Genomic DNA, 13,632 nt, shown 5'->3' on the forward strand with positions numbered 1-13,632 from the left:
ATTTAATTGGTTATTCTTGCATATATAAGTCGATAAGTCCTTCAGGGGTTTCCACTATGATCTTTTTCTCTTTTCGATTGACCTCTTTGAGGAAGTTGTCATGTAGAGGAATAAGGATTTCCTTACCCTCATGCATTATTTCGAAAAGAGGTTGAGAGGAATTATCATTGATATGAGTGATGGTACCTATAGCCCCATAATTCACATCAAACACTTGAAAACCAATCACCTCATGATAATAGAACTTATTTCCTGTAAGCTTAGGCAAAAGGGTTAAGGGCAGGAATAAGTGATGCTTTAGGAGCACCTCAGCATCGCGCTCAGTATCGACCTCCTCGAACTTGATACGTAGTAGGTCGGACTTATGCAGATTACATTTTTCTATGAAAAAAGGAACCAGTTCCTTGCCTAGTTCGACAAAGACTGATTCCATATTTTCAAATAAGGAAAGATCATCCGTGTCGGTCTTGACAAGGACTTCCCCCTTGAAGCTGAATTTGGAGACAATTGTTCCTACAAAGAAGCAATCTTCCCTCCTCATTAAGCTTCTGTTTCGTTAGCGGTTTCTTCAGAAGAAGATTCAGCAGGAGCTTCTGTAGCTTGAGCTTTAGCAACAATAGCCTCTTTGCGTTTTTGGCTATAAGCTTGTTCTGCTTTTACGCTTTCTTGTTTGGCCGATGCTTTACCTTTTTGAAGAGCATCTTTCTTTTGGCTGATTTTTTGCTCTTTTTCACTAAGCCAAGCAGCGAATTTCGCATCGGCTTGTTCTTGAGTAAGGGCACCTTTCTTCACCCCTCCTTGCAAGTGGTATTTTAGTAATACCCCTTTGTAAGAAAGGATACGACGTGCTGTCTCAGTAGGCTGTGCACCGAAGTGAAGCCACTTAACAGCTTCATCAATATCAATCTCTATCTGAGCAGGGTTAGTGTTAGGATTATAAGTTCCTATCTTTTGGAGGAACTTACCATCGCGGGGAGCTCGCACATCAGCAGCTACTACCCAATAAAAAGGTTTACCCTTTTTACCATGTCTTTGTAATCTAATTTTTACAGGCATATTAAGACAATTAATGAGGTTCTCGACCTCTGTTATGTAATTTGGGCGCAAAAGTACTATTTTTTCTTCTGACAAACAAACTTTTTTAAAAAAATAATAACCCTCCCCTATTCGTTTGATAATCAAAATAGTAAATGCTTTTGTGAGATTTATTCTAAAAAAGGATGGATATTTCTTGTTATTTCCAAATAAATTAAATATCTTTGCGCTCAAAATAATGCGCTTTTTTTAAATAAAAAATATGGCTCAATACAAAGGTAAAATAGCACAGGTAATCGGTCCTGTGGTAGATGTTATGTTTCCTTCTGAAAAGGAAATGCCTAAAATTTATGATTCATTAGAGATTGTAGGTAAGGACGGACACACCTTGGTTCTGGAAGTACAATCTCACATAGGAGAAGATACTGTTCGTGCTATCTCAATGGATGCTACAGAAGGACTTAGCCGAGGTATGGAAGTAACGGCTACTGGTCGCCCTATCCAAATGCCTATCGGACATGATGTCTTTGGTCGCTTGTTCAATGTCATCGGTGATGGAATCGATGGGTTAGGCAACTTGCCTAAGGAAGGACAACATGGGCTCCCTATCCACCGCAAAGCTCCTAAGTTCGAGGACTTATCCACTGTAACAGAAGTACTTTTTACAGGTATTAAGGTAATTGACCTTATTGAGCCTTATGCAAAAGGAGGAAAAATTGGACTTTTTGGAGGTGCTGGAGTTGGAAAAACAGTACTTATCCAAGAGCTTATCAATAACATTGCTAAAGGGCACGGAGGTCTCTCTGTATTTGCTGGTGTAGGTGAGCGTACTCGTGAGGGAAATGACCTTATGAGAGAAATGCTTGAGTCTGGTATCATTAAGTATGGAGAAGAGTTCATGCACTCTATGGAAGAAGGAGGTTGGGACTTGAGTAAAGTAGACAGAGAAGCTCTCAAGGAATCCAAAGCGACCTTTGTATTTGGACAGATGAACGAACCCCCTGGAGCTCGTGCTCGTGTAGCCCTTTCTGGGCTTACCATTGCCGAATATTTCCGTGATGGTGCTGGCGATGGAGAAGGAAAAGATGTACTTTTCTTCGTGGACAATATATTCCGCTTCACCCAAGCGGGGTCTGAGGTATCTGCTCTATTAGGGCGTATGCCTTCAGCAGTAGGATACCAACCTACTTTGGCTACTGAGATGGGGGCTATGCAAGAACGTATTACCTCTACCAAGAAAGGGTCTATCACCTCTGTACAAGCGGTATATGTACCTGCCGATGACCTTACTGACCCTGCTCCTGCGACTACTTTTGCGCACCTTGATGCCACCACAGTACTCTCTCGTAAAATTGCGGAGCTTGGGATCTACCCTGCTGTAGACCCATTGGATTCTACCTCTCGTATCCTTACTCCTGAAATCCTTGGAAAAGAACACTATGAGTGTGCACAGCGAGTAAAAGAGTTGCTTCAACACTACAAAGAACTACAAGATATTATTGCTATCCTAGGTATGGAGGAACTCTCCGAAGAGGACAAGCTCGCCGTAGCCCGCGCACGTAGGGTACAGCGCTTCCTCTCTCAGCCTTTCCACGTAGCAGAACAGTTCACCGGTATCCCTGGGGTATTTGTAGATATCAAGGATACAATCCGCGGGTTCAATATGATTCTCGATGGTGAGTTGGATCACCTCCCTGAAGCTGCTTTCAACCTCAAAGGAACTATCGAAGAAGTAATAGAAGCTGGTGAGAAAATGCTTGCTGAAGCACAAAACTAAGATATTATGGTATTAGAAATAGTAACTCCAGAAGCTGTGCTTTATAAGGGAAAGGTGAGTGTTGTTACGCTTCCTGGTGCTAAGGGCTCTTTCCAGATATTGGAAAACCACGCTCCTATCGTCTCCCTCTTGGAAAAAGGCACTCTTTCTTTCAGGGAAAGTGAAGCTCCTACTATCTGTGTGCAAGAACGCTTTGCTCAAGAAAAAGGAGAATACACCCTACCTATAGAAGAAGGGGTAGTAGAACAACAAGAAAACAAAATAATAGTACTTGCTCAATAGTTTATAAAGTTTAATTAGCTAAGTTAAAATGTAGGGGTCGAGTTTCTCTCGCCCCTACATTGTATTTTATGAATCATTTCTTTATCTCTTTCATTAAAATATTCACATGGGAAAAGACAAAAAACCTCTTTTGATAGAAAATGTTACCATAACCGATGCAGGTGCTAAAGGAAAAAGCATCGCACATGCTCCTGATGGTCGGGTTATCTTTGTAGATAATGCGGTGCCTGAGGATATTGTAGATATATTGGTAACTAAGAAAAAAAAGGCTTTCTATGAAGGGACAGCAGTGAAGTTCCACCAAGAGTCTCCACTGAGAGTAGTCCCCGTATGTGAGCACTTCACCTATTGTGGAGGGTGCCAATGGCAACATATGAACTACCAAAGTCAGCTCCACTACAAGCAAAAAGAGGTAGAGAACAATCTTAAGCGATTGGGAGGGGTAACCCCTGAGGAGATCTTGCCTATTATAGGTTGTAACAAACCTTATTTTTATCGCAATAAGATAGAATTTTCCTTTAGTGAGACACGTTGGCTTACCCCTGAGGAGATTACAAGCAAAGAGGAAATCGCAGACCGTCAGGGTCTCGGATTCCATATCACTGGCGCTTGGGACAAGGTCTTGGACATTCGTAAGTGCCATCTGCAGGAAGATCCTTCCAATGCTATTCGCAATAAGATTCGCGAATATGCACTCTCTTATGGCTACCCTTTCTACAATCCTCGCAGCCACTCAGGATGGTTGCGTACTATGATGATTCGTATTTCCTCCATAGGGGAGATAATGCTCGTGATACAGTTCTTAGAGGAGAGAAAAGAGCCTCGGGAACAGCTACTTAACTATCTTCTATCGGAATTTCCTACCCTTACCTCGTTACAATATATCATCAATAATAAACCCAATGATACTATCTATGACCAAGAGGTTATCTGCTATCATGGGAGGAACTTTATCTATGAAGAAATGGAGGGATTGCGCTTTAAGATCAATGCTAAATCTTTCTTTCAGACCAACTCGACTCAGGCTTACGAACTCTACAAAGTAGTCAGAGACTTTGCCGCCCTCACAGGAGAGGAATTGGTATACGATCTCTATACAGGGACAGGTACTATTGCCCAGTTTGTCGCTAAAAAAGCTAAAAAAGTCATAGGAGTAGAAGCAGTACCTGAAGCCATTGCTGATGCTAAGGAAAATGCTCAAAACAACCAAATAAGCAATGTAGATTTTTTTGTAGGAGATATGAAAAATGTCTTCAATGAAGAGTTTATCACCACTCATGGACTTCCTGATGTAATCATCACCGACCCACCTCGCGATGGTATGCATAAGGATGTAGTAGCTCAGATACTCCGTATAGCTCCCAAGAGGGTTGTCTATGTAAGTTGTAATAGCGCTACCCAAGCCCGAGACTTAGCCTTGCTACAAGAGAAGTATAAGGTGGTCAGAATATGTCCAGTAGATATGTTTCCCCAGACCTATCACATCGAAAATATAGCCCTATTGGAGGCAAAGTAGTCATAGTATTTGTCCTCCTTTTGGGTCTTTATAGCTCATTTTTGATAGATAGCAGGGTCTGCTTAACCTTTTTAAGTTTTTCAATAATTTCTATAGTGGAGAGCAGCTCTTTGGGTTTTTCCTTGAGCTTTAGCTTAGCCCCTTCTAAGGTATGTCCCTGCTCTTCTACCAGATGATATATCTGGCGAATATTTTCTATGTCTTTGTCTGTATATCGGCGTGTCCCTTTGGGACTTTTCTTAGGAGAGAGTATTTCAAACTCTTTCTCCCAAAAGCGTATTTTTGAAGTATTCACGCCAAAGATATCAGCAACTTCCCCTATAGAATAATAGAGTTTTTTATAAGGAGTTGGCATTAGTCTAACGATTGGTTTCCTTGAGAAGATTTCTTGAGCATCTCTGCATATTCTTCTGCTGATAAACTTCCATAATAGAAGTTGATAGGATTGAGGTGCTCCCCATTCTTCTTCACTTCATAATGCAAGTGAGGTGCCTCCGAACGCCCAGTGCTGCCTACATAGCCAATTACATCCCCTCGCTTTACTTTCTGTCCAGGGCGGACATTATATTGGCTTAGGTGTCCATAAAGTGTCTCATAGCCATATCCATGATCTATGCGAATATGTTCTCCATATCCAGAAGAGTTGCTATCTGCTCTGGTTACCACTCCATCCCCTGTAGCATAGACAGCTGTTCCTGTAGGAGCAGAAAAGTCCATGCCATAATGGAATTTTCTTACTTTAGTAAATGGATCTGTACGAAATCCATAACCAGAAGCCATACGCTTAAGATCCTTGTTTTGCACAGGCTGAATGGCAGGTAAGGCCTGTAGTAATTTTTCTTTTTCTTTGGCCAGAGCCGCAATATCATCCAAGGATTTGGACTGCACAGCCAGCTCTTTTTGAAGTGTTTCCAATCGCTTGGTCATATCAATTAGCATGGATGAATTGCTGAATTTTTCTAGATATTCATATCGATTGACCCCTCCAAAACCACTCTTTCTCTGTGCATCAGGGATAGGAGTCATCTCAAAATAAGTACGATAAAGCGTATTATCACGATCAGCTATACGATCTAGCACCTCTTCTGCTTGTTGCATTTTTTTGTTCAAAATGGCAAATTGTGTCTCATTCTCCTTAAGTTCTCTCCTGAGAGAAAGCTCTTTAGGGGTCTGCATAAAGTTGATATTGTAGAGGATTAGAACTATAATCAGCGCAAAGAGAAAAGAGGAAAGAAGAAAGAAAAATAAGTACTTGAGGCGCCTTTTCCTATTATTAATTTGTTTGAAGGACAGCGTCTCAGAATCGTAATAATATTTAATCTTTGCCATACTTATTTCTTTATATTAGTTCTGTTACGGAGGCAAAAATACAATTTTTGTATTAAAGAAAAAAGCTTTTTATGATTTTTTACTTTTATTCATATTCTTCTCTATTACCCAAACGCTCTCTAAAGAAGACATGTTATTGCTCTTTATGCTACTTTTATGTACAAATCTAACTGTACAGTTAGAACATTAAATCCCTTGTCAGAAAACCCTTTCACAGATAATAGTATTAGGCAAGATTCCTCCTATATTGCTTTTTACACTTTCTTTAGTTCCTTTATTCATATAGTTATCTTTGTCTTTTATACTACAACATATTCTCCAAAAACCCCTTGGAGAAAGTTATTAGCTCTAAATAAGTAACTATTTTATAAAGTCTTGATTTATTCATTTATTTCCCAAGGAAAATAACTATCATAACTCAAAAAGTGCAATTCAAAGCCACCTGCTACAATATGATATTGAATTCCTTTATTAACCCCTTCTGCAGAAAAAGTGAATAAATCCCCAACTCCATTATGATTGTCAAGAAATCTGTTTTTATATATCTCATTCATTTCTTCTTGAGCTGTAAATACTATTGGATTTTCTGAAGTTAAATCTAATTCCCACATAGTAGGCATATCTATATAGCAGACTTTTTTCAATATTATTTCCACTTGTTTGCCAAAAGAAGCATCCTTAGTTCCAAATAGTATTATCTCCTCTTCGTTAAAATCTACCATATAAATATCAAGCCAAAGAAATTTTTTCAGAATAATATTTGCTTCTGCAATCTTGTTAGTTCTAATCATCTCTCAAATGTATTCATTAAAAATGTTTTTATAAAGTTTCCCTTAATATCCTACACAAGTAAGAACCTATCTTTTCAAACTATTATTGGGGAATTTTTCCAAACAAACAGTTCAATATGAACTTCATAAAGGGGAAAAGCTGTTCCATTCTTATTTTTAGGCAATGTTTCAAAAAGTTTATCTTCTACCCTTTTGGAAAAGACAAACTACTCCTCCCCTTTTCAGTAAATATGAGCTTGGGACTTGTTTTTATACTTCATTTTATTGAAGATACTCGCTAAAAAACGCCTCCAACTTATCAAAAGGAATTACTCCAGCTTGATTGTCGTAAAAATCAGTATGGCGGGCATTAGGGACAATTAGCAGTTCTTTTTTCTCGCTTCCAACTAATTTGTAGGCATCTTCGCTCATATAGCGCGAATGAGCATTTTCTCCTGCAATCATAAGAGTTGGTACCTCAATTTCATTAGCATAGGACAGTAGCGGGAAATTCATAAATGAAAGCAGCGTAGTGGCTGTCCAAACGTGATTAGAAACTGAACGCTCGTGGAAACCTCGTGGTGTTTTGTAAAACTCAATATAATCATTTAAGAATTGAGGTACTTTATCGGAAGGAGTATTGGGCATAGGGTAACCTGGGGAGGGAGTTCCTGTTTCGGCATCCGTCCAACGAATAGCATTAAGCGAACGCTTCATTTCCAAACGCATTTCGGGGGTATTGGCATCAAAATAACCTTTGCTAAACACACGTGACATATCGTACATTACCATAGTAGCTACTGCCTTGATACGTGTATCGATAGCGGTAGCATTCAGGGCAAAGCCACCCCAACCACAGATGCCGATGATTCCTATTTTTTCTCTATCAACAAAAGGTTGGATTCCTAAGCAATCTACCGCTGCCGAAAAGTCTTCGGTATTGATATCGGGTGATGCTACATTACGAGGTTCTCCACCACTCTCTCCGGTATAGGAGGGGTCAAAAGCTAAGGTTACGAAGCCTCTTTCAGCCATTGTTTGGGCGTAAAATCCTGAGGCTTGCTCTTTTACTGCTCCAAACCCACCGCAAACAGCAAGGGCAGCGAGCTTCTTATTTTTGGTGTTTTTTGGAAAATACAAATCGCCAATAAGGGTGATACCATAACGGTTTTTGAACGATACTTTTTTGTGTTCAACTTTATCGCTTTTAGGGAAAATCTTATCCCAAGAAGCAGCATTTACAGGGGTTTCATCGTTTTTGTTCATATTGCTAATATTTTAATTTATACGATTTATTCATTATAAATGAAGACTCTCTTTACTTTTTCGTATTCTCCTTAGATACAAGCCTATAGCTAAGTATATAAATGTTGGGATGATGCCAAAAAGAGGAGATACTAAAAGTGTTTTATCGGGTGAAATAACAGTAAATCCTTCTGAAATGAGAGGGTTAAGAGCATCTTTCATTGAGTGCATCAAAACTACCAATAAGAGTGAACGCGAGAGAAAGAAAATTTCGGTGTACATTATTGTCCAAACAGCAATGACCACAAGGCTCACCAAAACAAATAACTCTTTGCTATAAGGGAAAAAGGTTGCCTGATAAGTATCGCCTAAGAATACGAGATTGTATGGCAGGTGCCATATTTGGCAGACGAATGCCACCACTACATAAATCATCCATTCGTTTTTAGTGAGTTGTTCCATTTTTACGGTGAGATACCCTCGAAAAGCCGTCTCTTCTAAGATATTTTTGATAAAAACGGGTAAGAAAGCAGCTGCAAAAACAGGGAAATAAGCAGCAACACTAAACTTACTCACATCTACCCATCCTAATAGCTTGCCAACAAACATTGTTATACCAATAACCACGGGATAGACTACAATAGCAAAGATATACCAGCGAGTGTTTTGCTTGAAACAAGGTTTTAAAGGAAAATCTTTCCAGCCATCGCCATCGAAAAGGCGCAGCAAAATCATACACAGAATAGGAGTAGCAATAAAAATTCCTGATCCTAAAGACTCTAAATTAGAAGGCTCTCCAAGTAACTGGTTTACCCCAATGCCTATCCATCCGCAAGAGATGGCTACCAAGCTAAATAGGATTACATTCCGAAGTGTTTTTTTATTGGTTCTCATATTAAGGTAGATTTATTTTAATATTTCTAAAATTTTATCTTCGTCATAAACAAGCATATCCACTGCGACCAATGAAGCAATACCGTGTGCCAACATCCAACCTTTAGCAATGCTATTCTTGAGTTCTTCATCAGATAGGCTGCGGCACTCCTCACTATTTTTCATTATTTCTACTACTCGCTCACTTTCGGGAAAAATGTCAGTAAGTTTTACATTGGTAACATTATCCATATAAAAAGCCTTGAATAGGGCAGGTTCGGTGTGAGCCATCCAGACGTATCCGAGTCCTAAATCTAAAAGAGTATTGCCTGTTTTTGAGTAACTGAGCACTACACTCTGCAAGAAGGGCAGTGCTTTTTTGCAGATTTCAGCTCTTAATTCATCCATATTTTTATAAGACCAATAGATGGGCTGAGTGGAGCAACCAATTTGCTTGGCAATATTTCGAGCAGAAAGCACTGCAAAGCCTTCCTTTCGTACCATCTCGAAGGCAGTTTCTATAATTACTTCTTGAGTTATTGTTGTTGGTTTCGGCATAAATTTCTTTATATAACAATCGTAATATAACACCTGTTATTTTCGAGGCAAAAGTAACACATTTTTTTTGAATCAACAAAATTTTAAATCAGAAAATAGAAAAACTACCTGTCAAACTAGCAAATACAACTTGTTTTATAGGGGATTTACCTTTTATCTACAATACAAAAATCTACTCCATTGCCTTCTATATAAAGGTTTACAATAGTGACGTTCTTATTTTGCAATTTGAGTTCAAAAGCCTTTATCTTATCCCCGATAATTTCATCAACCGAGAAAACACCTTCATTAACTAATTGAGATTGTTTATCCAACAAAGAAATAAGCGCTTCGGGAATGTTATAAGTAGTGGTAATCTCCCCTACAAAATGCTGATATTGTATGTCCTTAGCCTGATACGTTCTATGCCAATGGTAGGTGATTTTCCAAAAAGGAGTATTGTGGCTATCGGTAATAAGGTCTATTAAATTCATATCAATCATAAAAACCACTTTCTCGCAGTTGGACTTCATACTGTTAATGATTTTTCAATATTTTGGAAATCTTTTGGATAATACTTTCTTCTTTAGGAAGATCCGACTTTTTCTCCCTTTTTATTATAGCGTTATCAAGTATTCCACTTTCATAGTCGGCAGGCTCTAAATCACCATATCTATATTCATGATTTAGTTGGTATTGTTTTGCTATTTGTTCTTCCCAAACACTATGCTCTTCTTTAAAATTATTAGTATCAGAAGGATACCCTTTTAACCAATACATATTACCCTTTACAAGCAACATCGCCCAATGATATTGTTCTTCATGAGTGATAAATGCTACTTCATTAATAGATTCAGGCATACGCATCCAGTCTGAGTTTTCTACCAGTTGAGTAGCCTCTTCCATAGTCACCCCACCATAATGCACTGCCAAATGCTTAAGCCACTCACAAGCGGAATAGTGGTTATACACACAGAAATCACCCTCTTCATTATAGTAAATTATCCCATCTCTAAGTCCGTTAGGATGTGTGGTAGTATCAATATCTTTTAATACTTTTTCAAGTTCGGTCATATTGTTTGTGCTGCTATAATTAGTTCTTTTATTTGAGTAGTTGGACATTCTCCTTCTAAAAATAGTACTCCTGTACACCCTAAATCTATAAAATCAATAGAACGACCATACATTTCTATTTGTTTTAGCAAGAAATTTACCTCTACCAAAGTGTTATTGTCTATTTTCATAAGATTGAAAGCCTCTCCTTTGTGAATACTATTCCCTGCAATCACTCTTCCTGCTAGTGAAAATGTATTTTCGGTGATAGTAGAAAGCTTTTCTACTTGAAATATTTTATTCATAACATCAGTATTGTCAAAAGAAAAAGAATATCCCTGTTTTGTATTCTATAGCTTTATGAAGCATTGCTAAAAATTCCTGCCCAACAGGTAGTTTGCTTATGGTATTAGCTTCTGTAACTTCACAGGCTTTTTGCAGCGCTTCTACCCCTATAATATCCTCCCATTCATAGTCATCAATAAGTTTATCTAATTCGTAATTAAGTTCGTGAAATAGGTGCGAGTTCCAAAGCTGTTGAAACTCTTCTTCTGTTAAGTTCCAATCTGTAAAGCCTTCTTCTGAATTCACATTGTTGATAAACTTTTCCATTGCCTCCACACTTGTGAATGTTGATATTGTTTTAGAACTATAACTCATTGTTATCTATTTTAGGCAAAGATACTCTTTTTTTATTTTCTACTCTTCCTCTGCTGCCCAATCATAAAAACCACTTTCGCGCAATTGGGCTTCATACTGCTGAATGGTTTGTTCATCGTACTTTTCTCTTTGGATAAACTTTCCTATTTCAAAATAGATGTCTATTGAGTTCAGTCCATAAAGCTCAGCGATGAGGGTTGCTAAGTTTCTATCAGAGTAATGCTCATAAAGCACATAAGTCATTAGCCTAAAATCTGTTTCCTCTATTTTTGGAAAAGCCTTTTTGATAAATTGAAGCGATTTCTCAAACCATACTTTTTCAGGGGCTACTACCTTATTCAGCCAGTCGGTATACCACATTTCAAAGGTGAGTTTTTCTCCTTTTTCATTAAATTCAGGCGACAGTCCGCCATAATCCTGACGACTATCAAGCCATATAGTCCCTTTTTCTTTACCATTCACCACCAAAAGATAAGAAGCTCCGTGCCCTATATGGCATATTTGCAAACAACCGCTGATGTGCTTTGTATCCATATAGGCTTCCACCTCCTCTGGCGTAGGGCGCTCACCTCCGTCCCAATCAATACTATTAAGCCATTCTTCTTCATTCCAATGCTCGGTGTAAGGAAAAGGCGTAGAGAGGTCTATAGTCCGATCTTTCCACATCAAATCTTCCGTTGCTTCTTTAAGGGAACGCAATCCGTAATCGGGCCCCACACAGCCATTGGCGATTTGGGTGATAAAAGTGCGATAATCGGCAGGGAAAGTGATGCGATTCTCTTTCTCTATTTGGGCTACTTTTGCTTCTTCCAATACGGGGTTCATATATATACCACCAAATGGTTTTAGCTCAGGAAGTTCTAAGATGATTTGTATTTTCTTTTTGATTTCTTCTATATTCATACTATGCTGAATTGTGTGAATAGCGCACGCTGTTATTCTCTTTATCCTGCCATTACAGACTCTATAAATACCAATTTTTGATTTCTCCATTTGAATCTCCAATAAGCAGCGCTTTCTATAACTTCGTATTAAAATTATCACCCAGTAGGAATATAACCTTTAAATACTAATTGTGAATTTTCCCAAGTAAACGACCAAATGTAAGCTCCTTTAAGAGGAGAAGCTGAATCTATTTCATTTTCATAGAATGTTTTAGGAAGTTTTTCTTCTTCTGCCTTTTTTGAGTATTCAAGAAAAATCCAATAAATCAGAATCTCATTATCTTCTATAGATATATAATATTGATGTGTTTTTTTGAAATTATCAACCTCTACGCTATAATATCCTTGATTTTTAATCCAATGAATATCATCTATATCTATTTTAGCAATGGTTTTACTAAAATGCTCATTATAGTTGCCTTTGGGAATAGGACTATGCCCTCTCTGTACTTCTGCTTTTAAACTTCGCAATGCTTCTATGAGTTTTTCTCTATCAGCTTTTAGTATTGCCGTGCGTTCTTGAAATAGCTTTACATTCTGCTCTTCCACTGCGTTGAGTTTCACCTTACTATTGTCACTCACAGGCTTATACCACGGTTTTTCATTAAAGTAATTGCTTATTTCATAGTCTTTAAACTTATAACCTTTGCGAGCGTAGAGGTCGTTAGTGAGGAAGCGTAATTCATCTATGCTCAATTCGCTGATTTGTTCTTCATCAATTACTTGGGTGGCACAAGTAGCGCAATCTTTTAGCTGTGCTGTAGCGTTTAGTGAGAACAACGCTATTGATAAGAAGTATAAGTGTTTCATTGTAAAGTAATTTTTTGGTAAATATACTGATTTTATTTTATCTTCCCTCAATTGACTGATAAATAACATCACTAAGACCTTGAGGATTTTCCCAAGCCATAGAATGACCTGCATTAGGAATTACCCTTACCTGAATATGTTCTGTTTGTAGTCTTTCCCAATCGGGGTCAGGCAAAGATTGTTCTCCAAAAATGAAGACTTTAGTAGTAGGAAGCTTATAAAGTATCTCCCTCCATGTAGGGAATTGCCCCTCTACTAAGGAAAGAGACTCCTTGAAAATAGCTGTTGGGTTTGTCAGAGAAAGACTTTTTGCCCACAATCTATTATTGTTTTGAATATTTTCCCTAATAACCTCTTCATGTCCAAATTTTATAAAATCCTTGTAGGAATAATTTGCTATCTTTTTGGAAAAAAATCCTCCTCCATTGTCCAAATTGGCTTCACTTAGGAGCAATAACTTTACTTTTTTGTCCAATTTTTCAGCTAATTTTATAGCTATTGCTCCTCCCATACTATGTCCATAGATAACCAATTCTTCTAACTGTAGGTCTTCTACAAAGCTTTTTAGCAAGGAAGCATGGCTTTCTATAGTATAAGGGAAATCATCACTATAATCACTAAATCCTGAACCTAATAGGTCTGGAATAATCCTGCGATGTGCCTGAATACTCCCTGAGGCAACAGTGGGATAATCCATAGAACCACAGCACCCTAAGCCATGTATAAAGAGAATAGGGATAAGACTGCCTAATAAATCGTGATAACGCAGCTGTCCAAAGTTTGTTTGATATACTTGCATAC

18 protein-coding genes are annotated in these 13,632 nt (G+C 38.1%); 3 read left to right on the forward strand and 15 right to left on the reverse strand.

What is annotated here, in order from left to right; genetic code table 11:
- Positions 1 to 10 precede the first annotated feature (10 nt).
- A complete protein-coding gene (gene rimM / locus CAPGI0001_RS07605; RefSeq protein ID WP_002668573.1) occupies positions 11 to 541 on the reverse strand; it encodes a ribosome maturation factor RimM in 531 nt (176 codons plus the stop codon).
- The gene (locus CAPGI0001_RS07610) at positions 541 to 1,056 is read right to left on the reverse strand and encodes a 30S ribosomal protein S16 (protein WP_040359940.1); all 516 of its coding nucleotides are present in this window, start codon (positions 1,054 to 1,056) and stop codon (positions 541 to 543) included. The genes rimM and CAPGI0001_RS07610 overlap by 1 nt, the downstream gene beginning before the upstream one ends.
- 241 nt (positions 1,057 to 1,297) lie before the next feature.
- On the opposite strand from CAPGI0001_RS07610, the gene atpD reads away from it, so the two are divergent.
- The 3 genes from atpD to rlmD all read left to right on the forward strand — a co-directional run bounded on the left by atpD (position 1,298) and on the right by rlmD (position 4,610).
- Positions 1,298 to 2,812 (forward strand): F0F1 ATP synthase subunit beta, encoded by a 1,515-nt coding sequence (atpD, locus tag CAPGI0001_RS07615; RefSeq protein WP_002667929.1) that lies wholly within the window; start codon positions 1,298 to 1,300, stop codon positions 2,810 to 2,812.
- A gap of 6 nt (positions 2,813 to 2,818) precedes the next feature.
- Complete coding sequence (locus CAPGI0001_RS07620; RefSeq protein WP_002668077.1) at positions 2,819 to 3,094, forward strand: FoF1 ATP synthase subunit delta/epsilon; 276 nt, start codon at positions 2,819 to 2,821, stop codon at positions 3,092 to 3,094.
- A 106-nt stretch (positions 3,095 to 3,200) separates the two neighbouring features.
- Positions 3,201 to 4,610 (forward strand): 23S rRNA (uracil(1939)-C(5))-methyltransferase RlmD, encoded by a 1,410-nt coding sequence (gene rlmD, locus CAPGI0001_RS07625; RefSeq protein WP_002668278.1) that lies wholly within the window; start codon positions 3,201 to 3,203, stop codon positions 4,608 to 4,610.
- A 28-nt stretch (positions 4,611 to 4,638) separates the two neighbouring features.
- On the opposite strand, the gene CAPGI0001_RS07630 is transcribed toward rlmD, so the two are convergent.
- The 13 genes from CAPGI0001_RS07630 to CAPGI0001_RS07690 form a co-directional block, all read right to left on the reverse strand.
- Positions 4,639 to 4,965, reverse strand: a complete 327-nt coding sequence (locus CAPGI0001_RS07630) for a MerR family transcriptional regulator (protein WP_002668391.1) — start codon at positions 4,963 to 4,965, stop codon at positions 4,639 to 4,641.
- Entirely contained in the window at positions 4,965 to 5,939 is a 975-nt protein-coding gene (locus CAPGI0001_RS07635; protein ID WP_002668184.1) for a peptidoglycan DD-metalloendopeptidase family protein, read from the reverse strand. The genes CAPGI0001_RS07630 and CAPGI0001_RS07635 overlap by 1 nt, the downstream gene beginning before the upstream one ends.
- A 380-nt stretch (positions 5,940 to 6,319) precedes the next feature.
- Positions 6,320 to 6,730 (reverse strand): hypothetical protein, encoded by a 411-nt coding sequence (locus CAPGI0001_RS07640; protein WP_002668598.1) that lies wholly within the window; start codon positions 6,728 to 6,730, stop codon positions 6,320 to 6,322.
- 261 nt (positions 6,731 to 6,991) lie between these two features.
- Positions 6,992 to 7,975 (reverse strand): alpha/beta hydrolase, encoded by a 984-nt coding sequence (locus tag CAPGI0001_RS07645; protein WP_002668110.1) that lies wholly within the window; start codon positions 7,973 to 7,975, stop codon positions 6,992 to 6,994.
- A gap of 33 nt (positions 7,976 to 8,008) precedes the next feature.
- Positions 8,009 to 8,848, reverse strand: a complete 840-nt coding sequence (locus CAPGI0001_RS07650) for a CPBP family glutamic-type intramembrane protease (RefSeq protein ID WP_002668482.1) — start codon at positions 8,846 to 8,848, stop codon at positions 8,009 to 8,011.
- Positions 8,849 to 8,860: 12 nt separating this feature from the next.
- Entirely contained in the window at positions 8,861 to 9,385 is a 525-nt protein-coding gene (locus CAPGI0001_RS07655; protein ID WP_002668427.1) for a TetR/AcrR family transcriptional regulator, read from the reverse strand.
- A 146-nt stretch (positions 9,386 to 9,531) separates the two neighbouring features.
- A complete protein-coding gene (locus tag CAPGI0001_RS07660; protein ID WP_002668364.1) occupies positions 9,532 to 9,897 on the reverse strand; it encodes a hypothetical protein in 366 nt (121 codons plus the stop codon).
- A gap of 4 nt (positions 9,898 to 9,901) precedes the next feature.
- Positions 9,902 to 10,438, reverse strand: coding sequence for a hypothetical protein (locus CAPGI0001_RS07665; protein ID WP_002668468.1), 537 nt, complete (start codon positions 10,436 to 10,438; stop codon positions 9,902 to 9,904).
- Complete coding sequence (locus CAPGI0001_RS07670) at positions 10,435 to 10,722, reverse strand: hypothetical protein (protein WP_002668294.1); 288 nt, start codon at positions 10,720 to 10,722, stop codon at positions 10,435 to 10,437. The genes CAPGI0001_RS07665 and CAPGI0001_RS07670 overlap by 4 nt, the downstream gene beginning before the upstream one ends.
- Positions 10,723 to 10,735: 13 nt before the next feature.
- Entirely contained in the window at positions 10,736 to 11,029 is a 294-nt protein-coding gene (locus CAPGI0001_RS07675) for a hypothetical protein (RefSeq protein ID WP_155813455.1), read from the reverse strand.
- A gap of 87 nt (positions 11,030 to 11,116) precedes the next feature.
- Positions 11,117 to 11,980 carry an SMI1/KNR4 family protein gene (locus CAPGI0001_RS07680; RefSeq protein ID WP_002667959.1) on the reverse strand — a complete coding sequence of 288 codons (864 nt, stop codon included), beginning with the start codon at positions 11,978 to 11,980 and terminating at the stop codon, positions 11,117 to 11,119.
- Between the two features lie 137 nt (positions 11,981 to 12,117).
- The gene (locus tag CAPGI0001_RS07685; protein WP_002668163.1) at positions 12,118 to 12,831 is read right to left on the reverse strand and encodes a YARHG domain-containing protein; all 714 of its coding nucleotides are present in this window, start codon (positions 12,829 to 12,831) and stop codon (positions 12,118 to 12,120) included.
- 37 nt (positions 12,832 to 12,868) lie between these two features.
- A complete protein-coding gene (locus CAPGI0001_RS07690; protein ID WP_002668424.1) occupies positions 12,869 to 13,630 on the reverse strand; it encodes an alpha/beta fold hydrolase in 762 nt (253 codons plus the stop codon).
- Positions 13,631 to 13,632 lie beyond the last annotated feature (2 nt).

The organism is Capnocytophaga gingivalis ATCC 33624 (assembly GCF_000174755.1).
In the GTDB taxonomy this organism is placed as follows: domain Bacteria; phylum Bacteroidota; class Bacteroidia; order Flavobacteriales; family Flavobacteriaceae; genus Capnocytophaga; species Capnocytophaga gingivalis.

What these genes read in the sequence shown, in the direction of transcription:
- rimM (WP_002668573.1), bottom strand. Translation starts at nt 541, where the DNA reads ATGAGGAGGGAAGATTGCTTCTTTGTAGGAACAATTGTCTCCAAATTC.
- CAPGI0001_RS07655 (WP_002668427.1), bottom strand. Translation starts at nt 9,385, where the DNA reads ATGCCGAAACCAACAACAATAACTCAAGAAGTAATTATAGAAACTGCC.
- atpD (WP_002667929.1), top strand. Translation starts at nt 1,298, where the DNA reads ATGGCTCAATACAAAGGTAAAATAGCACAGGTAATCGGTCCTGTGGTA.
- CAPGI0001_RS07670 (WP_002668294.1), bottom strand. Translation starts at nt 10,722, where the DNA reads ATGAATAAAATATTTCAAGTAGAAAAGCTTTCTACTATCACCGAAAAT.
- CAPGI0001_RS07660 (WP_002668364.1), bottom strand. Translation starts at nt 9,897, where the DNA reads ATGAAGTCCAACTGCGAGAAAGTGGTTTTTATGATTGATATGAATTTA.
- CAPGI0001_RS07630 (WP_002668391.1), bottom strand. Translation starts at nt 4,965, where the DNA reads ATGCCAACTCCTTATAAAAAACTCTATTATTCTATAGGGGAAGTTGCT.
- CAPGI0001_RS07650 (WP_002668482.1), bottom strand. Translation starts at nt 8,848, where the DNA reads ATGAGAACCAATAAAAAAACACTTCGGAATGTAATCCTATTTAGCTTG.
- CAPGI0001_RS07610 (WP_040359940.1), bottom strand. Translation starts at nt 1,056, where the DNA reads ATGCCTGTAAAAATTAGATTACAAAGACATGGTAAAAAGGGTAAACCT.
- CAPGI0001_RS07640 (WP_002668598.1), bottom strand. Translation starts at nt 6,730, where the DNA reads ATGATTAGAACTAACAAGATTGCAGAAGCAAATATTATTCTGAAAAAA.
- rlmD (WP_002668278.1), top strand. Translation starts at nt 3,201, where the DNA reads ATGGGAAAAGACAAAAAACCTCTTTTGATAGAAAATGTTACCATAACC.
- CAPGI0001_RS07645 (WP_002668110.1), bottom strand. Translation starts at nt 7,975, where the DNA reads ATGAACAAAAACGATGAAACCCCTGTAAATGCTGCTTCTTGGGATAAG.
- CAPGI0001_RS07690 (WP_002668424.1), bottom strand. Translation starts at nt 13,630, where the DNA reads ATGCAAGTATATCAAACAAACTTTGGACAGCTGCGTTATCACGATTTA.
- CAPGI0001_RS07685 (WP_002668163.1), bottom strand. Translation starts at nt 12,831, where the DNA reads ATGAAACACTTATACTTCTTATCAATAGCGTTGTTCTCACTAAACGCT.
- CAPGI0001_RS07620 (WP_002668077.1), top strand. Translation starts at nt 2,819, where the DNA reads ATGGTATTAGAAATAGTAACTCCAGAAGCTGTGCTTTATAAGGGAAAG.
- CAPGI0001_RS07675 (WP_155813455.1), bottom strand. Translation starts at nt 11,029, where the DNA reads ATGGAAAAGTTTATCAACAATGTGAATTCAGAAGAAGGCTTTACAGAT.
- CAPGI0001_RS07635 (WP_002668184.1), bottom strand. Translation starts at nt 5,939, where the DNA reads ATGGCAAAGATTAAATATTATTACGATTCTGAGACGCTGTCCTTCAAA.
- CAPGI0001_RS07665 (WP_002668468.1), bottom strand. Translation starts at nt 10,438, where the DNA reads ATGACCGAACTTGAAAAAGTATTAAAAGATATTGATACTACCACACAT.
- CAPGI0001_RS07680 (WP_002667959.1), bottom strand. Translation starts at nt 11,980, where the DNA reads ATGAATATAGAAGAAATCAAAAAGAAAATACAAATCATCTTAGAACTT.